Here is a 25,053-nt window from a genome sequence, read left to right on the forward strand (position 1 = left end):
AATAGGGTAACCATTAATTTTTGTTTTACCTTAACACCTGCTCTACCCGTTCAATCAAGTATTCTTTGACCGTATTAAACAGTGGATCGATTAATCGCCGTTCTGGACAAATCAAATATAGTGGATAGTTGGCCACTTGCCAGCCGTCCAACTCTACCTCAACCAGTCTCCCTGCCTTCAAATCGCCGGCTATATCTAACTGAGACTTTAATGCGATGCCTTTACCCGCCACTGCCCAGCGGCGCACAACGTCACCGTCTTTACTTCTGCGATTGCCATCCACGGCCACACGTTTAGTCTTTCCCGCTTTCTCAAAAGTCCACTCGCTCAAATACTTTTCATCATGCCCCAAACGTAAGCAATTATGCTGCGATAAATCTTCCGGCATTTTTGGCATACCAATATCCTTATCAATTTTGCTCAAATACTCCTTTGACGCACACAATATAGGGCGATTATTCAATACAATAGGTAGTGCGACCAGTGATGAATCTTTGGGCGCGCCGTAACGTAGTGCCAAATCAATCTGCTGACCGTACAAGTCCACATAGCTGTCTGACATATGTAGCTGCACCGTCACTTTTGGGTGAATGTCTATAAAATCGTCCAACCAAGGCAAAATTAAGTTTCGTCCCAAATCTGATGATGCCGACAGCCGAATGGTACCCGTCAGCTCAGCATCATTGTCATGTAGTCCTGCATAAGCGTTGTCTAAAATAGCCACCGCATCTCGGCAATGCTTTAAATATTGCTCACCCTTGCTAGTTAGACGCAGCCTACGAGTAGAGCGAACAAATAATACCGTCTCAATTTCCGCTTCTAATCGCTTGACCGCTGCACTCACAACTGCAGGCGACAGATCTAAGTGCCGAGCACAGGCAGATAGGCTACCTAAGCGAGCGGTCTCAATAAAAATACGTAAATCCTGCAAATTTTTCATCGTCATGCCTTCGTTCAATTAGCGTCTAACTTAGCAAACACCATCACTTGCTGCTGCTAGCCTCATCATTATATAAAAATTATTGAAACTATTTCTCTAAACCTGCTGATTATCAAAATCATTAATTATAGTAGCATGCACCTATAAGGTTCACTCACACATTTGGAGATACACGATGGATACTATAATACGGCCTACGAGCACACAGGACACTCAACACTATAGCGACCATGATGGAGATACTCAACAGAGCGCACTACAGCAGGCACGCAACTTACCACTACCGTCAAAATCAGATATGCTGAGACGTGCAGCATCGGTAGAGCATTTCTGGCATCAAAACAGCCAGTTACTAGAGCAAGCGTGGGCAGAATGGGAAACCACTGAGCATGACTTGCCTGTACTTGATGACTCATTATTTGATCCAACTCTACGTGATGTAGTGACGCAAGCATGGCGCACTCCTTCTACGGAGACGGCTGTTAAAAACTTATGGCAAGAGATACTACCTGACGTATACCAAGGGCAACTCTTTGACCCAGCACAACTATCAACGCTGCGCCGTTATCTGCAAGCAATCGCAGACGCTAACATTCCTATACGTCCTCCTTACGGTATCGCATTGAACAGTAATGGGGCCATGCTAGATGCCCGCTCACTAGGCTATTTGGCCACCCCTAATGTTCAGGCGTTTTATCATAAAGTCATGAATCAATATATGCGTCCTATCGCTCGGCTATTATTTGCCAATGTTTATGGCTATGACACTCAGACCTTTGGGTTCTCGATTCAATACCAGCCGACAGGCGACACATCGCTACAACTGCATACTGATGCTTCAGCGGTGACTATGAATATTAACCTAAATCTGCCAGGCGAAGACTTTACTGGATCAGAAGTTGACTTTGTTGATCGCCATTTGGGGCAAACCAAACGTGCCATTTTTAAACCTGGCATGGCGATTATTCATAGAGGCTCGGTGCCTCATGCCGCACATCCAATCACCAGTGGCAAACGTACCAATATGGTGCTTTGGCTATATGGCGATAATATGCAAGTACCACGAGGAGTTGGGCTTAATAGTCATATTGATGCCAATCAACGTTGGACTGCTACGCACAGTCAGCCTGATAATTTCGCGCCGTTTTAACAGCGGTACGCTATCGTTAGGTCAGACACAGCATAAAAGGTTAAGACAAGCATGAACATTTAAATGAATGATTACCTCTACGAAAATGCACACTTGAATGAGTAAGCGCTATTAATTGATATGTTATAATGTTTCGTTTTAATTATATAAAGGCTATTGTATGCCGACACCGTTTCAACGGTTACAAGCGATCGACGCACTTCGAGGGCTTGTGATGCTCATCATGATGGTGGATCATGTTCGAGAGACCTTTTACTTACACCATCAAGTTCCTGATCCAATGCTGATACCAGGAACGGATGAACCACTATTTTTCAGCCGAATGGTTGCCCATTTATGTGCGCCTGTCTTTGTGTTACTGACGGGACTGTCTACTTATTTGTACCAACACAAGCACAATAGTATCCAAATGACCCGCGAATTTTTAATCAAACGCGGGCTTTTTTTGGTGTTTTTGGAGCTGATTGTCATCAACTTTGCTTGGACAGCACAATTTCCACCTGATGTCGTTTATCTCCAAGTGATATGGGCGATTGGCTTCAGTATGATTGCGCTCTCAGCGGTTATTGGTCTGCCTAAGAAGTGGCTGTGGCTACTGAGCTTGGTGGTTATATTTGGTCACAATTTATTAGATACCATCTCCTTTGCCGACATTCCTATTATGCATCAACTGTGGCTGATACTTCATGAACGCGGCTGGATTGAGTTTGGTGAGGTGATTCGTTTTAGAACCTCTTATCCTGTACTACCTTGGATTGGCGTTATCATACTGGGCTACTGTATCGGTACATCTGTGTTCGGTGACTCTACGTCTGTGCAAAAGAGAAATCGTACGTTACTTACATTTGGCATGGTGAGTATCGCGTTATTTGTAGTACTGCGACTGGCCAATATATACGGCGATCAAGCATGGCTGATGATGCCGACTCTGAGTGAAACCTTCATGAGCTTTATGAATCTCACCAAATATCCACCATCGTTACTCTTTATATTGTGGAATGTAGGCATAGGACTGGTCTTATTAGTAATGCTCCAAAAGATTGAAACCAAATCATGGATAAAACCACTGGTAGTCATTGGTTCTGTACCAATGTTTTTTTATATCGTACATCTCTATGTATTGAAACTGCTGTATGTATTTGCCGTTCAACAGTTCGGTATGACGCATGGAGAATATTTTGGTGTAAATGACGTCAGTACACTTTGGTTCATTGCGATTGCACTGAGCATTTTACTGTATCCTTTAATGCGTGCTTTTGCTAAATTCAAACATAGTAATAAGCACATTACTATCCTCAAATATTTATAGCGATAGCTCCCAACGATATAAGAACTGTATAAAAGAACAACAACCCTATAAGCAGGCTTGGCCATCCTATATTGGGTGTATCACGCCTGTTTATAAGCTGTTTAAATCAATCAGCTCAACCATCTGTATTAGATGTTTGTAGACAAGTAAAATACTTCCAAACAACTCAAAAAACATCTCCTACCTTAGCACAATCTACTTTTCCTAAAATATATCGAAAACATTCTTCCATTACAAAATGTTTTGGTTAGGATCAAGCTTATCACCGACTTGAGTATAGTGATAAATAACCTTTTAATGAATTAAAAACGTCATATTATCAAAATAATATTGAAAGTGTTTACTCTTACAGCTACTGGTTCCGATGTATGAACTTTACTATTATGAGTCATCACTAGGACGGGCTAATCAGTTAACTTGATGAACAATAAGGATTGAGTAGCACCGTTTGTTAAATCCGTTTGTATTACCAGCTGACTAAAAAACTGAAACTTACTTTACTTAAGGACAATCATGAAAACCATTAATGAAGCACTAAACTGGCGTTACAGCACCAAAGTATTTGATGCCAATAAAAAGATATCTGCTGAAGATTTTGAGCAGATTAAAGACATGCTACAGATGAGTCCATCAAGTACCAATATTCAACCATGGAGCTTTGTCATTGCAGATGATGATGCAGGCAAAGCACGCATTGCCAAAAGCACGCAAGGCGCCTTTCATTTTAATACACCTAAAGTCTTAGATGCCTCACATGTGGTGGTTTTCTGTACTCGTATCCATGCCGACGATGAGTATATGCAGGCGGTGTTAGAAAAAGAAGATCAAGATGGTCGCTATGCGCAGCCAGAGTTTAAAACGCAGATGCACCAAGCACGCCAATTATTTTTAGACATTCATCGTTACGATGTCAAAGATGAGGCACATTGGCTTGCCAAACAGGTATATCTAAATATGGGCGCGGTATTATTGGGCAGCGGTCTCTTAGGTATTGATACTGTTCCTATGGAAGGCGTTGATTTACAGGCGCTTGATACGGAGTTCGACTTACGTAGCAAAGGATATTCTGCTGTAGCAGTGGTATCGTTTGGCTATCGCAGCGATGAAGACTTTAATGCCAAAATACCTAAATCACGCTTAAGTGAAGAGACTATTTTTATCAAGGCTTAAGCAATCATTAAGCGAAGTCTAGACATTATCAGATGGTCAGTAATCATCATTTTAGCGTTGCTATTGGCCGTTTGAGTTTCTACTATAGATTTTCTGACGTTTTTTAATAAAATTTCTTATTGATCTACTTTATTATGTTTAAAATAGTATAAACAAACATCCCGATCCATCCATTACTTGCTACCAATAAGGTGAACGCTTTATTTCTTCGGCAAGAAAATCAATAAACTTTCTTTGTAGTGGTGTCACCTGCTTTCGATTGGCATAAACCACATAAACACCCAAAGTTTTAGGTTTCCATTCAGGCAATAACTCAATAAGTTGGCCAGAGGCAATCAAAGATTTGACTGCGCCAGATGGCTGTAAACTAATCCCATGTCCACGCAACGTGGCAGAGAGCAAGACTTCAGAAATATTGGCGCTGATATTGCCAGAGATAGGAACAGACTCTGGACCATTTGGCCCATCAAACACCCATGCCGACCGTCCAAAATACGCAAACGATAGACAGTTGTGATGTACAAGCGACTGTACATCTGTAGGTCTGCCACGCTTTTGTAAATACTCAGGGGCAGCGCATACGACAGAGTGGCACTCACCGATACGTCTGGCAACGACATTTGGCTCCAAGTCATTGGTGATACGAATCGCCAAGTCAATACGGGCATCAACTAAATTGACCGAATCATCAGTGGTAAGAATATCAATTGCTGTTTGCGGCCAGTGAGAAACAAAGCGACCAACCACATCCATCAGAAGGCTATCAATTAGCGAAAAGCTGGCCGTGATTCTCAACTGTCCTTTTAGCTCCAAAGTATTTTGATTGCGTATCTGATCCAACGAGTCGGTTAATCCAAGTAACTGATACGCCACCTCAAGGGTCTGCTCACCAGGTGCAGTGAGGCTTAGACTTCTAGTCGTGCGATGTAATAAGCGCATATCCATCCAACCCTCAAGCTCTGTCAGATAGCGCGTTACCTTAGCTCTAGACATGTCTAAATTGTCCGCGGCACGGCTCAAGCTACCTTGTTCAACGATCGTAACAAACACCTGCAACGCGGTCAGCCTGTCCATCTCTCCATCCTTATTTGCGCGAAAACTGAAACAGTAAATGCCGAATTATAGCGTATTTAAACGAAATACAATCGAATAGAATAGCCATTAACAACGAATACCGCTATTAACGCGGTCTATTTACTCAAACGAAAATATAGGTGAACTATGAAAAAATTAATGACAGCTTCTATGGCGGCCAGTGTGCTACTGCTCGCAACCCAAGTAAACGCAGCCGATCTAAAACTGCAAGCATATAAACCTGATCAAAATGCTATTTTCCCAGTGACCTCTGTGCTGGCAAGTGGCGAGAAAGATGCTATCTTGTTCGATGCACAGTTTAGTGTCAAAGACGGTGAGGCATTGGTTGATATGATCAAAAAGAGCAATAAAGACCTAAAAATGATTTATATCACGGCAGGCGATCCAGATTACTATTTCGGTCTTCAGCCTTTAGTCAAAGCCTTCCCTGATGTAAAGGTTATGTCTAGCCCTTCTATTATTAAACACATTGAAGCGACTAAAGATGCAAAATTAAAGCATTGGGGCCCAATCCTTGGTAAACATGCGCCTACCAAGATCACAGTACCGCAAACACTTGATCAGTCTACACTGACCCTAGAAGGTCACAAAATCGAAATCAAAGAGATGGGAACCCATCAAGCATATATGTGGGTACCAGAGTCAAAAACCGTTTTCGGCGGTGTGTCGGTAACATCAGGTATGCATGTGTGGACTGCTGATACCCAAACTAAAGAAGCTCGTAGCGAGTGGATGCAATCATTGGAACACATGAAGCAATTAAAGCCAAACCTTGTGATACCAGGTCACTATTCAGGCAACCTACTCAAAAAAGACTATGCTGTTGATTTCACTCTCAGTTATCTAAAAACTTTTGAGCAAGCACTGGGCGAGGCAAAAAAACAAGATTCTAAGCAATCAGAAAAAGTAATTTCAATCATGAAGTCAGCTTATCCAGCGTTGCCCGGAGGAAGTGATTTAGAGTTGAGCAGTCAAGTCAATACAGGTGAAATAGAGTGGTAAATATAGGACAACTATTAAGTAAAAAACACTAATACTTTACTAAACCCACTAACCAGATATTAGTGTCAAAATGCTGGCGTATGCCGGGTCAATCAGCGTACGCCAGTACTTTTAATGATAAATGAGAGCAACTTATGACAATACAGTATCGTCGTGCTACGCCTGAAGACTTTGCAGCCATTGTTGACCTTTTTGTCGTCAATATGAATTTGAGTGTATTTACTACTGCAACAGATAAGCAGGTTCTAAAGCAACTGGCTACCCTATTTCTAGCTAAAGACTGTCATCATGCTACTTTTATACAAGTTGCAGAATATGGTGACATTATTTGCGGTGTGGTGATAGGGATCACTAGACAAGATCCACATAAAGCTTTGTCATTCGATGATAAGCCCATTATTGATCAGATAGAAAACAAGCTGCGTTTATCTGATCAAGGTCGACAGGTATTAAGTGATTTACAGAAAAAAGAATCGGCTGGCGCGAAACAAAAGAAAGTCGATTTTGATAACGAATTACAGTTCTTCTGTGTAGATCCTGACTATCGTCGCCACCGTATTGGAGCGACGCTAATTCAGGCATTTGAGACTTATCTCGTGGCACAGGGCGTAACCACGTATGCATTACATACAGACACTTTATGTACTTATCAGTACTACGATAATAATGGCTATCAACGTGTTGATCAGTATCCTAACCACCTAAATCCGCAGATAATACACTATACCTATGTCAAATCTTTATCTTAACAAGCTTTTATAGATGACCATCAATGATATTCAAATAAGCATAATCCAAAAGCTCTGAGACAATATTCATACAACCAATAAACTATCTTTAATTAGCCAATAAAGCGGCTTCGAATGGATAATTAGTAAGGTTTTCAAACCCAGTGTCTGTAATAATGATTTGATCTTCAAGTTTGACACCACTTTTACCACCAACTCGACCTACATACGCTTCAACGCAGAGTGCCATGCCCGGCTCCAACACACCACTATAGCCATGGCATTCAAGGTCTTCGGGGTAACGAATAGACGGGTATTCATCACAAAGACCAACGCCATGCATCATCACACCATATCTTTGCGCTCTATATTCTTCAGGAAGCAATAAACCAGATTTTGTCACCTCTTCAAATGTCATTCCTGGTTTCAATATATTCATGTTGTGTTGGATATGTTCATAAGCTACCTGATAGAGATGCTTTTGCTCTGCACTTGGCAAGCTCTCTCCAATCATCCAAGTTCGAGACAAGTCTGCACACATTCCATAAGGGCCAATCAGATCTGTATCGAATGCAAGTAACTCACCCTCCTTCACAATTCGAGGGCCGCTTTCTTGAAACCAAGGATTGGTTCTAGGCCCTGAAGAAAGAATTCGACATTCTATCCACTCACCACCTCGACGAATATTTTCCGCATGAAGAATAGACCATATGTCATTCTCAGTGATACCGGGTACTATTGCTTCTTGCATGCACTTCATCGCAACCTCTGTTGAGGCAATTGAACATCGCATGGCATTAATTTCATCTTCGTTCTTAATAGATCGAGCAAACTCCATCACTTCCTGACCATCAAAAACATCGATTCCTAATTGTTTTATCTTATTGAAACCAGCAATTTCCATTTTATCGATAGCCAATCTTTTATTGTCTCCAGCATGTTCCTGTAAAATAGATTGAATTTCTGAAGCAAACCTAGAGTCATGTTCGTCAGTTCTATCACCGGTTTCAAAGTAGAAGAAAGAAGCGCCTCCTCTGACTTCTTTGATCAAAGGACGGTGTGCTGATAAGTGCTCACAATTGTGAAAATCCCATAAAATAAGATGGCCTGATGCCGATACAAAACAGGCTCTAGAGTGATTATGGGTTACCCATACCTGCATATTTGTGGAGTCAGTCGCATATCGAATATTAAGAGGATCAAACAATAAGATGCCGCCAAGATCTCTTTTCTGTAGTTCTTTTACGATTCTTTGGAGGCGGTATTCGCGCATTCGTGTAAGGTTAGGAGGTGTCAGCCCTAGCTCAGCCCACTCATTGAATGCAAGATCTGTTGGACCTATCTCGACACGGTCATTGTCGTTAAGAGAGCCATCAGCTTTGAACGTGCCACCTCGACGCTGTGAAGGGTCTATTTTTCGATTTGAAGATGTGACTGAGAATGTGGTTATATTGCTCATTATTTGGCCTACCTCATAGTAATAACTCCAACAAACACAGGCTCCATTGAAGACTAGAGCCTTGCGTGAATGGTTGTATCTATAGTAATTTGCCACAGAAAATGAGTATGAAAAAACGATTTAAACACACGAATTCATGACATAAAGTCATGCTAATATTATGACGCTTTCTTTCTCCGCTCTCTATGTTTCAAAACGCTATAAGGCTGTTCTTTTATATTTAATAGACTCAAGCGTGGCGAGCCAAATTAAAGGTAAGACAATAAGAGCCGAACCTATCAAAAGACTGATATCAGGTATTTCATCAAACCATATGATGCCGATAACCACTGCTCCTAACAGACCGGTATATTCTGCACTAGATATTTTATGTGCTTCAACCGCTCGGTAGACCAGTACGCAGATACCCGCATAGATCAAAATAAACAAATTTGAGCCTGCTGCTATCCATAGCGCGTACCAACTCAAAGGGGCATTTTCCCAAATAGCCAAACCAAGCCCCAACGGTATTCCGACTAAATTGGTCAAAAACAAGGTCTGAGCAACGGTGTGATTCGAAGGCAATTTACGCACTAGTAGGTTGTTTGTCGCCATGGTTAAGGCCACGATCAGCGCAAATATAGCACCCATATTAATTTGTGTTGGTTTTACCACGACAAGAATACCTATGAAGCCTAGTATTGCCACAATGATGCTTGGTGCTGTGAGTCTGTCTTTATAAAACAGAAACCCTAACGGCAACATCAGTAAAGGTGCAGTATAAAAAATCGCATTGACCGTGGCTAGCGGTAGCGCTTGGATAGACAACACCATGAATACCGCGCCAAACAACCAAATATGCCCACGTACAAAATGCCATTTTACGTTACTAAGTAGCTTGGCTTTTTGGTTGAATAAACAAAACGGTAGCAGCATCAAGACAGCTGTTAGCTGACGCAATAGCACAAACTGATAGACGGCTGCGCCATCAGGCAATTCTTTTATCAGCGCATCTGAAAGGACGGCAATCATGTTTCCTGCAACCAACAGTATCATTGCAAATCCAACACTCATCTTCGGCATTATCATGCTTATACCTATCTCAAAATACATAAAATTTTCAATTAAGCCATTTAATCTAATGGTCGGATAAATAGTATATTCGCGCATACTCATGACGTATAATGATATAAAAACGTTTAGTATTAGTTGAACTCATAATGAAACTCCCCCCATTACGTGCCATACAATGCTTTGAATCTGTAGCAAGGCTCAATAGTTTTTCTAAAGCGGCAGAAAGCCTCAACGTAACGCAAAGTGCTGTGAGTCATCAGGTTCGAACGCTTGAAGAATATCTTGGTGAAGCGTTGTTTTATAGGCAGGGCCGAACCCTTTCTTTAACAGATATAGGTGCTCGCTATTTCACAGAAGTGAATCAATCGCTGACTACTCTATCCAATACCAGTCAGGCCATTCGCCATGATAAGCCTGGCCATATTCGCCTAGCACTGTATAGTTCAGTGGCTGTCAATTGGTTGATTCCTCGGTTAGAAAACTTCCGCGAACAGCACCCAGAGATTGAGCTGACCTTAAATATGGTGACAGACCAAGACGACTATAATGAGCAATGTTCGGATTGCTTTATTACCGTCAATCTACCGAAACGCAATGTAGTCAGCAAGCTTTTATTCGCTGAGAAGCTATTTCCTGTCTGTGGCCAAAAGCTTTGGGCAGAAATAAAGGATCAGCCATTGCCTGAGGCGTTATGGCAACACCCTATACTGTCCGTAAAATATTCTGACAAAAGTGAAGGTACGGCTAATGATTGGCTAAAATGGTGTAAAGCAGGCGGGTTTGAGCTGCCAAGCGAGGTAAAGATTAATCAATTTAGCCATGTACTGCTTGCCGCACAGGCTGCACGTTATAACTTAGGTATTACGCTTACCGACAACTATATGATGCTAGAACAAACACATCAGCAAAATCTTGTCAAAATCCCAATGCATGAATTACTCACTGGCGACAGTTTCTATTTCTTTTATAATGACTTAAAGTCAAATCAACCAGACATCATTAAATTGAGTCGTTGGTTAGAGTCACAATGTCTTTAAAAGTGTTTTAAATAGCATTTTAAATAAGTGTTTCTAAAGACCGTCATTAACGAATATTACCTATAATTGCGACCAATAAGCACTGTGAAAGTATCAACCCCCTACGGTAAAGAGCAAGACCTATGCAAATAATCCTCAATCAAATGGATATTACCGATTATCAAGTATCAGTAAATGCTGCTGCGATATTAAAATCAATCCATGACAATCAAGCCTGCGATGGCTTTATGATTTTTCCAGAACTTGCTTTGACTGGCTTTCCGACGCTAGACAATATTGAAGCGTTGTATCATCAATCAACAGAGCACTTTCACAGCATATTGAAAGCAAGCAAAAATACAGATTCAACCATCATTATTGGACATATTGACAAACAGGATCAACTTTTCTATAACGCATGTTCTTTTATAAAAAACGGCAAAATCATTCATAAACACCGAAAGTCAAAACTTTGGCTTGATGATGTTGGGGTATTTACAAGCGGAGAAGACTTATCAGTGGTTAGCATTAATGATATGGTTTGTGGTGCTCAGATTTGTTTTGAGCTAGAGTTTCCAGAAGGCTCAAGAGCACTGGCAAAAAAAGGCGCACAGATCATATTTATGCCAAACGGCAATATGTCTCCCTATGCAAATACCCACTATGTATTGACTCAAGCGCGTGCCATTGAAAACCAATGTTTTGTGATTACTTGCAACGGTGTGGGCGTCGGTCATGGCGGTCAGTTTGTAGGAGAGAGTCTAGTGGTCTCTCCTACAGGACGAATTATCAAAAAACTTGGTTCGTCGCCAGATATAGTAACAGTAGATATAGATTTAGAGGAACTAGAGCAGTCTAAGCAAAACTATCAATATATAGACTTGTCTTAATGTAACCATAGAGCTTAATCATTAAACTGAGTAACAAGGTTATTTTCTGGAGAAACCACAGTGAAGAAAAATCACGGTTACTTATCGCGGCTGACGTCTGGTGGCTTGAGAGCCAATGGACTATCGTTGAGCTAGTACAGCGCAGCCTATATATCCTATGACTTACTATTCTCAGTCTCTCAAAGCATCTTCAACAAAGCTCAACCGGTCTTGACCAAAAAACATCTCACCATTTACAAAGAAACTTGGTGCCCCAAATACGCCTCGTGCTACTGCTTCTTCGGTACTAGATTTTAAACGCGCCTTAACCTCAGGCTCGCTAATACGCGCCATAAAATCAGTCGCCTCAATGCCTACTTTCGACAAAACTTCAGCTACGACTTCTGGTGATTCCATATTTAACTTTTCAGCCCATAGCGCATTGAAGATAGCGGACAAATAACTCTCAAATTTAGGTGTCCCCAAATAGGCGGTAACACCGCGCATAAGCTGCATCGTATTGACTGGGAAAAACGGATTGAAGCGAAAAGGCACGTCATAGATGGCTGAAAAACGCTTAAGGTCTTTGAGCATATAAGCGCCTTTAGCAGGTACGGCAGCTGGTGAGGTATTACCAACGGCTTGGAACACTGCGCCAAGTAATATAGGTCGCCAAACGATCTCGGCATTGTGACGCTGCGCAATACTCGCTAACTGTGTCCATGCCAAATAACTGGCCGGGCTGCCCACATCAAAGAAAAACTCTACTTGTTTATTCATCTTGGCATTCCTTGCAATATGTTAAAAATCCATTAAAAATTTTGACGGTTATTAACCAGATAAGATTAAAAAGTCTCCATCCATGGGCGTAAATCCAGCTCATGTGTCCAGCTATCTCTTGGCTGACAATGCAACTGCCAATACTGCTCAGCGATATGTTCTGGATTTAAAATACCGTCTTGGTCTTTTAGCTCATAGCGCTCGGGAAAGTTGTCACGAATAAAGTCAGTATCAATGGCACCGTCAATAATAGGGTGTGCGACATGGATGCCTTTAGGCCCCAACTCGCGCGCCATGCTTTGTGCCAATGCCCGCAGAGCAAACTTAGCGCTCGCAAAAGCCGAAAAACCTTTACTACCGCGTAAAGACGCTGTTGCACCTGTAAAAATAATTGTCCCCCTCTCACGTGGAATCATGACTTTTGCTGCTTCTCTACCTGTCAAAAACCCAGCCAAGGCACCCATCTCCCACACTTTTCGATAGACCCTCTCTGTCGTATCTAAGATTGAGAAATGAACGTTTGCCCCGATGTTAAACACTACTACTTCAATCGGCCCAATGTCTTTTTCAATATGGGCAAACAGCTCAACCATTTCTTGTTCTACACGCGCATCACAACCAAATGGCTTGACTACTCCCCCAGCCGCTTCGATATCACTGACTAATGTCTCTAGCTTCTCAACAGTCCTTCTGGTCACGCACAAAGTAAAACCTTCTCGCGCAAAACGTTTGGCAACAGCGCTGCCAGTGGCATCGCCTGCGCCGATTACAACTGCTACGGGTGCTCTGCTCATGTCTATTTCCTTATAGGTTCCTTTTTAGAACTAACAAAAATATAGCTTTATTTTTATACCCTGTCAAGCTAACCTATAGCTTAAAGATAAAGGAGATAACCTATGCGCTGGGATGAACTGGACCAACAGTCTTGCTCGGTGGCTCGCACTTTAGCAGTCATTGGTGATCGTTGGACGCTCATGATTTTACGCGATTGTTTTTTGGGAGTCAGACGATTCGACGTATTTGAGCAACGCTTGGGCATTACACGCCATGTCCTATCTAACCGTCTTCGTAAATTGGTTGAATACGATATTTTAAAAAAAGTCGCCTATCAGCAGCGGCCGCTACGTGAGGAATATAGACTGACAGAGTGTGGATTAGATTTGCACTCTGTCGTACTGGCATTGGTCAGTTGGGGTGATAAACACATGGCTGATGAACGCGGGGCACCGCTGTTGCATAGACACAAGGCATGTGGTCACATTATGCATCCGGTGACAGTATGCTCCGAGTGCGCTGAAGCCGTTACCGCACGTGATATTGAGGTTGAAATAGGTCCCAAATGGATCGGTAATGATGAAGTAAGTATTTAACTTAGTAGCGGTTTATAAGCCATTAGAGCTAGATATCAGAACACTTTATTTAAAAGACTTAACCTTTTACGGTTGTACTGTGCTTCAGCCTAAAGTATTCCGAACCCTCGTTAACTGTATCGAACAACGTAAAATAAATCCAATCGTGGCGTGTACCTTTCCATTAAAAGAGATACATACTGCTCAAGCGGTTTTCTTAGAAAAGAAACATGTCGGTAAAATCGTTTTGAACGTTGCTCAAGAATAATAGACCTCTTGCAAAAGTAGCAAAGGGAATTAAAATAAGAAGACACTCATAACTTTTTAGGAACCATGCCAAACATAGATAAGCTACTCAAACAAAGTGACGCTGGTTTTAAACGCTATACAGGCATTCATAAAGCCACCTTTTATGACATGCTTGAGGCCATGCAAGAGCATGAAGCATCTAAAACCAAATCAGGCAGACCAAGTGTGCTCAGTCTTAAAGCACAAATACTATTAGCCCTGACTTATTGGCGTGAATACCGCACGCTTTATCATATCAGTATGGACTTTGGTATTCATGAGTCTTCTGCTAGCCGTATCATTCGTAAAGTAGAAGACATCCTGATTGACTCTGGCAAGTTTGAATTGCCTAAAAAGCTGCCTAGTCGTGTCGATGAGGATACCAATTGGTCAGTCGTCATTGTCGATGCCACCGAAACCCCTATTGAGCGTCCAAAAAAAACCAAAGCGACTACTATAGCGGTAAGAAAAAACAACACACCTTAAAAGCGCAGGTTATCGTTCATTGGCAAACAGGGTTGATACTTGATGTACAAACCTGCAAAGGGTCAATCCACGATTTTAAGCTGTATAAAGATACTTGTCCTGATTGGTTGCCTGAGAATACTAACTATCTAGCAGACAGTGGTTATCAGGGTATAGCAAATCTACATAAGCAAACCTTCACACCATTTAAGAAACCTCGTGGTGGTCAGTTATTGGAGATATGCAAACAGGCCAATCACTATCTGGCAAAGTTCCGTATTGTGGTTGAGCACAAAATAGGCTTAATCAAGTTGTTCAAAATCGTGGCTCATAAATATCGCAACCGTCGTCAGCGCTATGATCTTAGAATGAAGCTGTTTGCTGGTATCATTAATTCCGAGCTTAGACTATGACTTTTGCAAGAGGTCTAATCATCGATCAATAGCAAATAAATAGCGTATAAATCAATAGCTACTGTTTTGAAGTATAAAAGCCAATCTTATCAGTCATGACTTTCAACCATTCATTTTATTGTTAGCAGCAGAATATAGATCAAACCTATGAGATAACTGTCATTTCAGTAACGATAAATTCATCGACCATTCCATCTGTTATTTGTACATAGTTTTGGAAATGCGGGCTTTGTACATGTTGCTGAAGACACTCGTTGTTTTCCCAAATTTCATAAACCACGAAACCGTTACTATTTGCATTTTCTTGATGCAAGTCATATTGGATACAACCTTGATCACCTTGTGATGCTGCTGTCAGTTTAAGCAGCTCAGTTTTGACTTGTTCAACGTGCTCAGGTTTGGCTTTGATCGTGGCGACGATGGTAAGTGGTTTGTTTGCTTGCGTGCTCATCTATTTATCCTATGTTTATTATTATCATTGATTTAAATAGGTCCAACGTGTCTGCTAAAAACGTCACATTGGACCTATTAATCTAAATGGCGTTATGCGTTATGCAGACCAGCCTTCTAATACAATCTTGCCATGCGCTTGCTGTTTTTCTAGCATTTGGTGCGCACTACGTAGATGTTCAGCGGTGATAGCCCCAAGATTGTGAGCGACCGTGGTTTTGATCTCGCCTGCATCAATCAATTTTGCCACTGCATTTAATAAATGATGCTGTTCAATCATGTCTGGCGTATTGAACATTGAGCGTGCAAACATAAACTCCCAATGCAGGCTTAAGCTTTTGGTTTTAAGAGGGTTGGCATCTAGTGATTTTGGATCATCAATCAGTCCAAGCTTACCCTGCGGCTTTAAGCATTTAATGATTTCTTCATAATGATCTTCAGTGTTATTGAGACTCACCACGTAATCTACTTCAGCAATACCTGTTTTTTGTAGTTCATCAGACAATGGGTTGCGGTGATTGATAACATGATCAGCACCCAAATCTTTGAGCCACTGCACGCTCTCATCTCTCGAAGCCGTACCAATAATCGTGGCAGACGTTCTTGTCTTTAATAACTGAGTTAAGATAGATCCAACACCGCCCGCTGCGCCAATGACCAATACTGAGACGTTATTAGCATTCTCGCTACTACCGCTCTCATTCGCTGCGCTATCAGAGACAGGTACTTGTAAACGGTCGAACAACATCTCCCAAGCTGTAATCGTCGTGAGTGGTAATGCAGCTGCCTCAGCGAAAGACAAAGAGGCTGGCATGTTTCCAATGATACGCTCATCGACCAACTGATATTCAGCATTGCTGCCTGAACGGGTCAAATCTCCAGCATAATAGACGTTGTCGCCTACTGAGAATAAACTGACGCCTTCACCGACAGCCGTCACAGTACCAGCAGCATCCCAACCAATAACAGCATACTCACCCTCTGCGGCAGGACGCCCTTCACGGATTTTGTAATCTACTGGATTGACTGATATGGCTTTTACTTCTACGAGAATATCGCGGCCTGAAGCAATTGGCTTATCAAGGGTGATGTCTTGTAGCGATTGTTCATTATCAATAGGTAGATTATTTTGATAACCAATGGCTTTGATAGTTTGCATAATATTGTATCCTGTTTTTAATGAAAAATTTTTTAATAATAAAATTTGAAAATATAGTTAGGGCGTGTCTTCAATTCACTCGATAGTTATCTAAATGGGCTAAAAATAGCTAAATTTTGCCAAACATCGTCAAACCGCTGGTTAATATCCCGATATTATCTGCACTATTTTCCTCGTTTGACGGCAACTTATCTCATTTTTATCACCATTTTTGAAATGAAGACACGCCCTAGTAATGGTTTAATTGTTCGAAATTTATTGATGCCGCAAAATATAAATCTTATGCATCTTATGCAAAAATTGACTGCAATAATGTTTGAGTCTGCTGCTCAAGCTCTGCAATGGCTGCTTGGTTTAAAGCATCAGCATGTGGTCGACCAAATTCTCCTCTTGCATCGCCATGTGCGCCACCTTTGATGTCGTTATCAAAGTATGTACCAGTATCGTCAGCGAACTCATCCGAGATGGCCAACTCCGTTAGGATATTTGCGCCTTTGTCTGCTGATGACCAATGCTGACCATACGCTTCGTTAGCCATTTTTGTATTCAGTAGCGAACCTGGGTTAACGGCGATGACATTGATATCGTTGCTAACGACTGTGTCAGCTAATGCCATACTCCACATGGTTAATGCCAGCTTACTTTGGGCATAAGCATCTTTATCATCGAGGCGGGTTTGACCTGCAAGTGCTTGATAAGATATTGACGCTTGCGCAGCTGAGCTTAAGTTCACAATACGCGCTTTATCAGACTGCTTGAGCAAAGGCAACAAAGCATTGGTCAGCTCATAAGGCGCTAGGTAATTGACTACGAAACGTACATCCAAACCGTCTTTCGTCATTGCTGATGCCGTAGTATAAATCCCTGCATTATTTATGAGCACATCAAGCTTGGTCAGTTTTTCATTGACGTCTGCTGCCATCTTTAGCACATCCGTCAGATCAGAAAAATCAGCCACAAACCCATCAATATTATCTACTGCTGCGCCTGTCGCGACTGCTCGAACTTCTGCAATGACGCTAGCAAGCTTGTCAGCATCGCGGCCATGCAAGTACACTTGGTGCCCAGCTTCTACCAGTTTTAACGCTGCCAATTTGCCAATGCCATCTGTGCTGCCAGTAATTAAAATTGTTTTAGTGTTATTCAGAGTCATAAACCGCCCTTATTGTTTGAATTATTGTTTCAGTTTTGGATACCTGTTCTATTTTATCCGTCGTGATAGCGTCCATTGTAATGAAAGTGTTGTGATTCAAACAGTAGCCATCACCTAAAACACTTTCAATATAATTTTGAAAGTGAGGTATATTTAAGGGGCTATGTAGAGCATTATCTAAGCGATTGTTTGTTATATTTGAGACAATGCCTATGTACTTAGAGAAGTTTGGTGAACCTAAGACACCCTCAGCATTGGCTGAATATAATTGTCTGTGTCTGGGACACAATGACAAATATTTTAGTCAATGGACGTTTGAAGGCTTGGACAAACAAACGAGCGCCGCTGTATCGGGCAAAAGATGGTGACGTGGTCAGGCGTTGGACAATAATGGAACATGGTCTTGCACTAAAATCTCGTTTGGACATTATTTCTGATATAAAAGAAGGACGGCACATTGAAATTAAACTAGGGGGTTGGCAAGTTACCCCCTATCCACTATATTTGATCTGTCCTGAACGACGATTGATTGACCCACTGTTCAATGCCGTAAAAGAGTATTTAATCGACTGCGTGCAAAATGTTTTGGCTTGAATAGCGTTCGACCTTAAACAAAATACAGTCGACTCCTCTTAAAGAGCATACGGTTCTACTGGGGTAAATATTGTGCAGCCTCTGTTGTGCTTGCGAGCAGCCAACGAGAAAACTTATAACCATCAGCACATAGTAAAACCTACTAGCAAGATGACAATCATATGTATCACTTTTATGTTGGATTGACGTCACCTTCCAATACGCCAACCTCTAAATTTGGCAAAAAAACGGTTTATTTTGTCAGAAAAGTTCAATGTCTCTGATTCTGGCACTGCTTCAACATGATGGCGAGCTGCCAATATCGGTTGCTGTACCAATCTTTCGTGATGATCAAACGCCCGATCAAGACTGATACTCATCATAGAAAAATTGGTCGGTCGTGGTAGGCAGCGATATACCTGACCTTTATTAATCAAATCAATCACCATATGTGCATCTTTGAACTCGGTCAACATGAGTACCATCAGATCAGGCTGGATATTTTTTAGCGCATAAACAATGGGAGTGATATTTTCTTTATTGAGCGTCGAATCCGTAATAGTGACGCCAAAGCGTTTTTTTTGTAATAAGCTGGCAGCCTGCTCAATATTGCTTGCCCAGCTCACGGTATAAGCACTCTTAAAATGACTTTTTATTTGCTGATAGACACTCTCATCATCATCTAACACCAATATACTACGCTTGCTATCAATGCTGGCATGAATACGGTTTTGAGTATCATGATTTCCAGTAATTTCTTGGGTTTTCTGAGAAATCTCTGTAGCTTTATTAACGGTTTTTTTGAGTTCATCATTCTGCCAAGGCTTTGTGATATAGCGATAAATCTCGCCTTCATTCACAGAATCAATCACTGCATTCAGATCTGCATATCCCGTCAATAAGATACGAATAGTGTTCGGGGATGCCGCCTTGATATCACGCAACACTTCTGTACCTTGCTTATCTGGCATGCGTTGATCGCTGACGACCACTTGTACCTCATTCGCGTTGATATATTCCATCAGCTCAGTAGCATCAGTAGTGGTAAACACATCGTGTGACTGTCGGAAGTGCATTTTTAAACTGCGTAAAATGCGTGGTTCATCATCGATAAAGGCAATTTTTGGTTTTTGCATGAGGCTCTCTTTAAATAAGTAGTTGGAAGTCTCTCAACTTTCAAATAAGGCCTGCGAAGGTTTGGCTTTATGAGCGATAGACTGTATCGGCAGCAGGATGGTAAACGTCGTTCCAGTGCCAACGATTGAGCTGACCTCGATGCGACCGCTATGTTGTTCGATAATTTGTGCTGTGATAGCCAATCCCAACCCCGTGCCATCACCGGCTTTTTTGGTGGTGAAAAAAGGCTCAAAGATCTGCGTTAAAATACTCTCTTTGATACCAACACCATTATCTGTAATGCTGATTGCCACGTATTGTCGCGACTCATCAACAGACGAGAGGATCTGTAATGCCCCTTTATGATCCATTGGCATGGCTTGGGCGGCATTATTAAATAGATTGAGTAATACTTGGTTGATTTGCGAAGGATTGCATTGAATCAATGGTAGCTCAGCCAGACTGGTGCTGACATCTAGAGTTTTTAGATTATTACGTGCCATCACCAAAGACGTGTTGATACAGTCATTGATATCGACCTCTTTTACCTTGGATTCGTCAATTCGAGAGAAATCACGCAAACTCACGACCAACTCCGCAATCTGATCGACGCCATACAGGCCGTCTTTGATCAAATCTGTCAAATCCTCCCTGACTTCATCTTCTTTAATTGCCTCGCAACACTGCAAGGTCTCCTCTATCAATTGAGTCACTTGTGCTTGGTCAGCCTCTGGTTCTTTTAACGCATGCAATAATTGATCGGTATGCTGTATCAGCTCATCAAAACGCATGAAGTTATCACCGACCAGCTCCATATTGCTACGCACATAGCCAAGAGGCGTATTGACCTCGTGCGCCACGCCTGCCACCATCTGACCGAGTGTGGCCATTTTTTCGGAGCGTACCAGATGCACTTGTGAGGCTTTTAATTCGTCCATGGCTTGCTGCAAATCTTTCGTACGGGCGGTCACTTGGCTCTCTAGATGGACATTTATTTCAGCAAGCGCGCCTTCGTTTTCGACGACACGATCAATCAGTTGATTGGTCTGCTCACTGATGACTTGGATTTCACTGACATTTGAGTGTGGCAATTTATGCACACTTAATTTTTGATATTGTTTTTGCTCAATCAATGTACCCATATCAGCCACGGCCATTGCCATGTGCTTCAATGGACGCGTAAAGTAGCGACGAAATACCCATGCAGTCAGTAATAAAATCGGAATAAACCCCAATAGCATGGCTTGAATCAGCTGGTTTGACAGTGCATCTGCCACGCTCATCATGTCATTATCAGGCTTAACGATGACCATCTTCCAATACGTAAATGGCATACGAAACACAAAAGCGGTGGCAGACTGCTGTAACACAAAATCATTGGGCACAGCGATGGTATCGACCAAATGACTGCCGACTAAGTTAAACGTCTGATCGATGTTCAACAGCAATAATGCGGAGAGTAATTGGGATTCTTGTTCGCTGATTTTGTCCAAATTGGTCGTGCTCAAAATACTACGGGCGGCGAGCGTGAAACGGCCTTCATCTTTGGCAGTCGCTTCATCGATCAGTGTGCGATTGATACTATCTAGGCGATCAGCAATAGGTGCAAAGCTAGGGTTTTTCTTGGCCAATTGATGTGCGGTTACCATTTCGCCCTGAGGATTATCTTCCGTCACTTGAGTGACCATCGACTGATCAGGAAAGGTCAAAAACCGATTGTCCAGGTCTACCAAAAAGACGTAACCACCTACCTTATCTTGCCATTTTTGCATGGCATCATCGAGATTATCCAATAACAAATTAAAACTCACCACGCCATCAAAAGCTTGGTTACGACTGTCATATAACGACTTGGCACAAGTCATCATCGGCTGATTGCTCACGGGATCCACATACGCACGGCTCCAGACACAGTGGTCATGACGTGCATACATCGCTGGAATGTACCACCAATTTCGATAATAAGGATTGGGTGTTTGGCTCACTTGATTATAGCGTTCTGATGGTTGCATGTTGCCTGCATCATCACGCGCCCACACAAACGACTGACGCTCTCGACCTTGCTCATACATATTGGGGTCAAACCATACACCTCCGCCCACGATTCGCAGGTCCGTCTGCTGCATGAGATTGCCAAAGGTTTCTTTATAAAGAACGTCTTCTTTTGGCAAGCCACCAGCCATCGTACTGGTCGCCTTTGCCAATCCATCGACATGGCTGATACTCGCCATGATGCTATTGATTGCTTCATTACCCGTTTCAACCACTGTTTCTGAAGTCATCTCTAGTAGGCGCGGCTTCGCTTGGGTTTCAATAACCCAGTACACCATCAGAATAATCAATGAAAAAGCCAATGCCAAAATAATCAGCATGCGCGTGGAAATACTACCAAGCCGATTAGCCACACTCATAAACAAACCTTGTATTGATGCGCCTACTGTTATCAATGACTCATACAATAAGTCAAGACATCAGCCATACGCAGCCACCATTCATAGTGAGCTCAAGGATACGATGCGGTTATGACAAGATAATGACAAAAGTCGTGTTTTTAGGGTTTATCCTCATTTTAAACACAACAAAAAAAACAGCGCAGACAATACCATAAGCATTTTGATTACTATTCATCATTCATCCCTGATTAATTTATTTAGTGATAAGTTAAGGTTTATCATTGACGACATCCCTTGCCTGTAGACTATAATTTCATAACAGCGCTTAGAAGTTTGTCGCGCACACGACAATTCCTCAATAAATGAGAGATAAATACGTTTAAACATTCATAGTAAAGGAATAGACCTCCGCTACTTCTAACAAAACGGACAAGTAATATAATCATGAAAAAATCAGTGCGAACACTTTTTAGCCGAGTTGGTCTGACTGCTGTCGTTGCCGCCTTATTGATATCTGGACAAGTGCAAGCAGCAGACAGCGACAGTCATCTGAAAAGCACAGTAGATGCACAAGCCAAGTCGCTAATGAAAGCACATGATATTCCAGGTATGGCATTTGGTATTATTGTCGATGGAAAGTCGTCTTTTTATAACTACGGTTTGGCTGACAAACAATCTGGCAAGGCTGTTTCAGAAAACACTATCTTTGAGTTGGGCTCTATCAGTAAGACCTTTGCCGCGACTTTGGCCAGTTACTCCGAACTCAATGGCACACTCGACTTGGAGGATACCGCTGATAAATACATTCCTTATCTACAAGACAGCGCCATTGGTAACACCAAGCTTATCAACCTAGCCACCTATTCGGCAGGTGGTCTACCACTTCAAGTACCTAACGATGTCAAAAACAATAAGGAATTGTTCCGCTACTATAAGTCGTGGCAACCTGCCTTCCCTATCAACTCAAAACGTCTATACTCTAACGCCAGTATAGGACTATTCGGCCATATATCAGCCTTGAGTATGGGCGCGGATTACACACAGGTGATGGAAGATAAAATACTGCCCTTACTCAATATGCCTAGTACCTTTGTCAATGTTCCTAACGACAAAATGGACGATTATGCGTTTGGTTATAACGCTGCTGGAGAGCCGATAAGAGTTAACCCTGGGATTTTGGACGCCGAAGCTTATGGTATTAAATCAACCAGCGCGGATATGACCCATTACATGGCGGCTAACATGGGGTTAATCCCTTTGGATAAAAATATTCAACAGTCATTGCAAAACACTAGAAAGGGATACTATCAAGCGAGCACTGTTACACAGGGATTGGCGTGGGAGATGTATCCATTCCCCACTCAGCTAGACACACTGCTTGAAGGTAATTCAACGGATGTGGTACTCAAGCCACAGCCCATCATAGCGAACAATCAGCCGACACCTGTTTTAAACGATGTATGGGTGAACAAGACAGGCGCTACCAATGGTTTCGGTGGATATATCGCTTATATTCCCGCAAAAAAATCTGGTATTGTCATTTTGGCAAATAAGAACTACCCCAACGCAGAGAGGGTCAAAGCGGCTTACACCATCCTGCAAAGTGCGATGGCTAATTGAAGTAGAAGAAAACAGAACGTTGCTGTGTCTCTAGTGATATTCACCTTTTTTAAACCAATATAATGAATGTAAAAAAAGTCCTTTATATCAGTATAAAGGACTTTTTTTCTAAACTTGAGAGTGTTAGTTCTTACTATTTTTCAAACTCTTTGAAATCTGCTTTACGAATTTTGGCATGGATACCTTTGGTCTTATCCACGACTTGCGATACTTCAAAATCTGTCGCTGCACTTAGGTAAGCATAAGCGATTGCCTCATCAATACCATACTCTTGATTTAAGAAACGAATCGCTTCACGAGTAGACTTCTTCATCGCTTCATCCAAATCTTCATCTAGTCCTGGCGTGATCCAAAATTCAGCATTCTCTGCCAAAGGTTGCACAATCTCTTTACCCGGAATCTTATCCTTACCTGCTTTTAGCAGTGTAAACTTAAAAGTGGCGCGAGCAGATGCTTCAAGGGCAGTCAATGCAACCTCGCCATCGCCTTGGGCAAAGTGACTGTCACCTGTATAAAACAGTGCACCTGCCACTTGTACCGGATAATAAACCGTCGCCCCTGCACCCAATTCATTGATATCAATATTGCCACCATACATAGCAGGTGGAACTGAATGCACTCGCTCTGAGGTGTTTGCTGCGACACCCATTAGACCCATAAAGGGACTGAGTGGAAAACGTATAGACTTACCAGAATCTGTTTTTAGGATACCTTCGTATTCACCTTTGGCATTTTTTTCGATAGGCGTAAATACGGAGACATTGCCGTAGCGCTCAGGGTGAGCGGCAGACGCGTTGTCTTGTTTTGCTTTTTTGGGAAACTCGCCTGCCAATGCGCCTTTGCCATGGCGGTTAGAGATGACACCATACGGCACGCGCGGTTCAACGTTGATGACTTCTACTTTTAGGATATCGCCTGGTTGCGCCCCTTTGATTTCGATAGGGCCTGTCACGATATGTGGACCATCTTTATCAAAGTCATGTTTTAATTTTGATTTTGTTATTGTTTTTGCTTCATCTAAAATAAAGTCGTCTTTGACCCCTTTTGACTTAAAGTATTTTTCTGCATCACGGCCCTGATCTTCGAGCAAACCTTCATGTGAGACGGTATCAAAAGTCACCATACTACCAGAGGCAACAGACATAACGGGACTGGCGTCTCTGTTTGGCAAATATCCCCATGTTATGGTGTCCAAAGTAGAAGGTACGTAGTAATTGCCTTTGTATTCACCACTACTCAACTGAGTAGGTTTATCTGCTATTTGCTTAAGAACCGTAAAGTCTTCTGCTTGGGATACTGATATACCAAACGCGCTTAGAATAAACAGTGAAAGAATGGTTTTTTTGAACATAGAACATACCCTCTTTAGTTAAAACATGACAATATTGTCATACCTGTATAAAGGGCAAGTTCTATGCCATGGGCAAAACGGTGTTTTCTACTAAAGTTAGGGATAAAAGCACTATATTGATACAATTGTTTGCTTTATCGTGGTGCCCCAGC

At 42.0% G+C, this 25,053-nt stretch carries 24 protein-coding genes and 1 pseudogene; 13 read left to right on the plus strand and 12 right to left on the minus strand.

The window, feature by feature from the left end; translation table 11 throughout:
* Nucleotides 1–25 precede the first annotated feature (25 nt).
* Nucleotides 26–940 carry a LysR family transcriptional regulator gene (locus JMX07_RS04715; RefSeq protein ID WP_160022907.1) on the minus strand — a complete coding sequence of 305 codons (915 nt, stop codon included), beginning with the start codon at nucleotides 938–940 and terminating at the stop codon, nucleotides 26–28.
* A 175-nt stretch (nucleotides 941–1,115) separates the two neighbouring features.
* Here JMX07_RS04715 and JMX07_RS04720 point away from each other — a divergent pair, with 175 nt between their 5' ends.
* The 3 genes from JMX07_RS04720 (at nucleotide 1,116) to nfsB (ending at nucleotide 4,569) form a co-directional block, all read left to right on the plus strand.
* Nucleotides 1,116–2,090 carry a hypothetical protein gene (locus tag JMX07_RS04720; protein ID WP_201606640.1) on the plus strand — a complete coding sequence of 325 codons (975 nt, stop codon included), beginning with the start codon at nucleotides 1,116–1,118 and terminating at the stop codon, nucleotides 2,088–2,090.
* Between the two features lie 160 nt (nucleotides 2,091–2,250).
* Nucleotides 2,251–3,399 carry a DUF1624 domain-containing protein gene (locus JMX07_RS04725; RefSeq protein WP_201606642.1) on the plus strand — a complete coding sequence of 383 codons (1,149 nt, stop codon included), beginning with the start codon at nucleotides 2,251–2,253 and terminating at the stop codon, nucleotides 3,397–3,399.
* Nucleotides 3,400–3,912: 513 nt separating this feature from the next.
* Complete coding sequence (gene nfsB / locus JMX07_RS04730) at nucleotides 3,913–4,569, plus strand: oxygen-insensitive NAD(P)H nitroreductase (protein ID WP_101205838.1); 657 nt, start codon at nucleotides 3,913–3,915, stop codon at nucleotides 4,567–4,569.
* Nucleotides 4,570–4,749: 180 nt separating this feature from the next.
* Here the strand turns inward: nfsB and JMX07_RS04735 are convergent, their stop codons facing one another.
* Nucleotides 4,750–5,643: a LysR family transcriptional regulator gene (locus JMX07_RS04735; RefSeq protein ID WP_201606644.1), complete on the minus strand. Its 894-nt coding sequence runs from the start codon at nucleotides 5,641–5,643 to the stop codon at nucleotides 4,750–4,752.
* Between the two features lie 147 nt (nucleotides 5,644–5,790).
* Here JMX07_RS04735 and JMX07_RS04740 point away from each other — a divergent pair, with 147 nt between their 5' ends.
* Together JMX07_RS04740 and JMX07_RS04745 are read left to right on the plus strand one after the other, a co-directional pair.
* The gene (locus JMX07_RS04740) at nucleotides 5,791–6,666 is read left to right on the plus strand and encodes an MBL fold metallo-hydrolase (protein ID WP_201579997.1); all 876 of its coding nucleotides are present in this window, start codon (nucleotides 5,791–5,793) and stop codon (nucleotides 6,664–6,666) included.
* A 134-nt stretch (nucleotides 6,667–6,800) separates the two neighbouring features.
* Nucleotides 6,801–7,415 (plus strand): GNAT family N-acetyltransferase, encoded by a 615-nt coding sequence (locus JMX07_RS04745; protein WP_201606646.1) that lies wholly within the window; start codon nucleotides 6,801–6,803, stop codon nucleotides 7,413–7,415.
* Between the two features lie 88 nt (nucleotides 7,416–7,503).
* Here JMX07_RS04745 and dddP read toward each other — a convergent pair whose 3' ends face one another.
* Both dddP and JMX07_RS04755 read right to left on the minus strand, forming a co-directional pair.
* Complete coding sequence (dddP, locus tag JMX07_RS04750) at nucleotides 7,504–8,853, minus strand: dimethylsulfonioproprionate lyase DddP (protein ID WP_201606647.1); 1,350 nt, start codon at nucleotides 8,851–8,853, stop codon at nucleotides 7,504–7,506.
* A gap of 198 nt (nucleotides 8,854–9,051) precedes the next feature.
* Nucleotides 9,052–9,921, minus strand: coding sequence for a DMT family transporter (locus JMX07_RS04755; protein ID WP_228153121.1), 870 nt, complete (start codon nucleotides 9,919–9,921; stop codon nucleotides 9,052–9,054).
* A gap of 131 nt (nucleotides 9,922–10,052) precedes the next feature.
* Between JMX07_RS04755 and JMX07_RS04760 the strand changes: the two genes are divergently transcribed.
* Both JMX07_RS04760 and JMX07_RS04765 read left to right on the plus strand, forming a co-directional pair.
* Nucleotides 10,053–10,943 (plus strand): LysR family transcriptional regulator, encoded by an 891-nt coding sequence (locus JMX07_RS04760; protein ID WP_101204563.1) that lies wholly within the window; start codon nucleotides 10,053–10,055, stop codon nucleotides 10,941–10,943.
* Between the two features lie 122 nt (nucleotides 10,944–11,065).
* Nucleotides 11,066–11,812, plus strand: a complete 747-nt coding sequence (locus tag JMX07_RS04765; RefSeq protein WP_201606649.1) for a carbon-nitrogen hydrolase family protein — start codon at nucleotides 11,066–11,068, stop codon at nucleotides 11,810–11,812.
* 171 nt (nucleotides 11,813–11,983) lie between these two features.
* Here JMX07_RS04765 and JMX07_RS04770 read toward each other — a convergent pair whose 3' ends face one another.
* Entirely contained in the window at nucleotides 11,984–12,571 is a 588-nt protein-coding gene (locus tag JMX07_RS04770) for a 2-hydroxychromene-2-carboxylate isomerase (protein ID WP_201606651.1), read from the minus strand.
* Between the two features lie 65 nt (nucleotides 12,572–12,636).
* Nucleotides 12,637–13,365 carry an SDR family oxidoreductase gene (locus tag JMX07_RS04775; protein WP_201606653.1) on the minus strand — a complete coding sequence of 243 codons (729 nt, stop codon included), beginning with the start codon at nucleotides 13,363–13,365 and terminating at the stop codon, nucleotides 12,637–12,639.
* A 102-nt stretch (nucleotides 13,366–13,467) separates the two neighbouring features.
* Here JMX07_RS04775 and JMX07_RS04780 point away from each other — a divergent pair, with 102 nt between their 5' ends.
* The 4 genes and pseudogenes from JMX07_RS04780 to JMX07_RS04795 all read left to right on the plus strand — a co-directional run.
* Nucleotides 13,468–13,941, plus strand: a complete 474-nt coding sequence (locus JMX07_RS04780) for a winged helix-turn-helix transcriptional regulator (protein WP_191115303.1) — start codon at nucleotides 13,468–13,470, stop codon at nucleotides 13,939–13,941.
* 79 nt (nucleotides 13,942–14,020) lie between these two features.
* Nucleotides 14,021–14,188 carry a zinc-binding dehydrogenase gene (locus JMX07_RS04785; RefSeq protein WP_201606654.1) on the plus strand — a complete coding sequence of 56 codons (168 nt, stop codon included), beginning with the start codon at nucleotides 14,021–14,023 and terminating at the stop codon, nucleotides 14,186–14,188.
* 65 nt (nucleotides 14,189–14,253) lie between these two features.
* Complete coding sequence (locus tag JMX07_RS04790; protein ID WP_201606655.1) at nucleotides 14,254–14,694, plus strand: transposase family protein; 441 nt, start codon at nucleotides 14,254–14,256, stop codon at nucleotides 14,692–14,694.
* 8 nt (nucleotides 14,695–14,702) lie between these two features.
* Nucleotides 14,703–15,086: pseudogene (locus tag JMX07_RS04795) on the plus strand (transposase family protein); the annotation flags it as partial.
* A 145-nt stretch (nucleotides 15,087–15,231) separates the two neighbouring features.
* Here the strand turns inward: JMX07_RS04795 and JMX07_RS04800 are convergent.
* From JMX07_RS04800 to JMX07_RS04810, 3 genes are all read right to left on the minus strand, one after another.
* On the minus strand, nucleotides 15,232–15,537 hold the full coding sequence (locus JMX07_RS04800; RefSeq protein WP_165597920.1) for a putative quinol monooxygenase: 306 nt from the start codon (nucleotides 15,535–15,537) through the stop codon (nucleotides 15,232–15,234).
* A 99-nt stretch (nucleotides 15,538–15,636) separates the two neighbouring features.
* Nucleotides 15,637–16,686: a zinc-binding alcohol dehydrogenase family protein gene (locus JMX07_RS04805; protein WP_201606721.1), complete on the minus strand. Its 1,050-nt coding sequence runs from the start codon at nucleotides 16,684–16,686 to the stop codon at nucleotides 15,637–15,639.
* Between the two features lie 298 nt (nucleotides 16,687–16,984).
* Complete coding sequence (locus JMX07_RS04810) at nucleotides 16,985–17,848, minus strand: SDR family NAD(P)-dependent oxidoreductase (protein ID WP_201606656.1); 864 nt, start codon at nucleotides 17,846–17,848, stop codon at nucleotides 16,985–16,987.
* Between the two features lie 288 nt (nucleotides 17,849–18,136).
* Between JMX07_RS04810 and JMX07_RS04815 the strand changes: the two genes are divergently transcribed.
* A complete protein-coding gene (locus JMX07_RS04815) occupies nucleotides 18,137–18,442 on the plus strand; it encodes a LysR substrate-binding domain-containing protein (RefSeq protein WP_201606657.1) in 306 nt (101 codons plus the stop codon).
* Nucleotides 18,443–18,630: 188 nt separating this feature from the next.
* Here JMX07_RS04815 and JMX07_RS04820 read toward each other — a convergent pair whose 3' ends face one another.
* Complete coding sequence (locus JMX07_RS04820; protein WP_201606658.1) at nucleotides 18,631–19,557, minus strand: response regulator; 927 nt, start codon at nucleotides 19,555–19,557, stop codon at nucleotides 18,631–18,633.
* Nucleotides 19,558–19,590: 33 nt separating this feature from the next.
* Nucleotides 19,591–21,948 (minus strand): ATP-binding protein, encoded by a 2,358-nt coding sequence (locus tag JMX07_RS04825; RefSeq protein ID WP_201606659.1) that lies wholly within the window; start codon nucleotides 21,946–21,948, stop codon nucleotides 19,591–19,593.
* Nucleotides 21,949–22,374: 426 nt separating this feature from the next.
* Between JMX07_RS04825 and ampC the strand changes: the two genes are divergently transcribed.
* Nucleotides 22,375–23,550 carry a class C beta-lactamase gene (gene ampC, locus JMX07_RS04830; RefSeq protein WP_057760078.1) on the plus strand — a complete coding sequence of 392 codons (1,176 nt, stop codon included), beginning with the start codon at nucleotides 22,375–22,377 and terminating at the stop codon, nucleotides 23,548–23,550.
* A 133-nt stretch (nucleotides 23,551–23,683) separates the two neighbouring features.
* Here the strand turns inward: ampC and JMX07_RS04835 are convergent, their stop codons facing one another.
* Complete coding sequence (locus JMX07_RS04835) at nucleotides 23,684–24,901, minus strand: acetamidase/formamidase family protein (protein ID WP_201606661.1); 1,218 nt, start codon at nucleotides 24,899–24,901, stop codon at nucleotides 23,684–23,686.
* Nucleotides 24,902–25,053: the final 152 nt, after the last annotated feature.

It is taken from the genome of Psychrobacter immobilis, from assembly GCF_904846235.1.
In the GTDB taxonomy this organism is placed as follows: Bacteria; Pseudomonadota; Gammaproteobacteria; order Pseudomonadales; family Moraxellaceae; genus Psychrobacter; species Psychrobacter immobilis_C.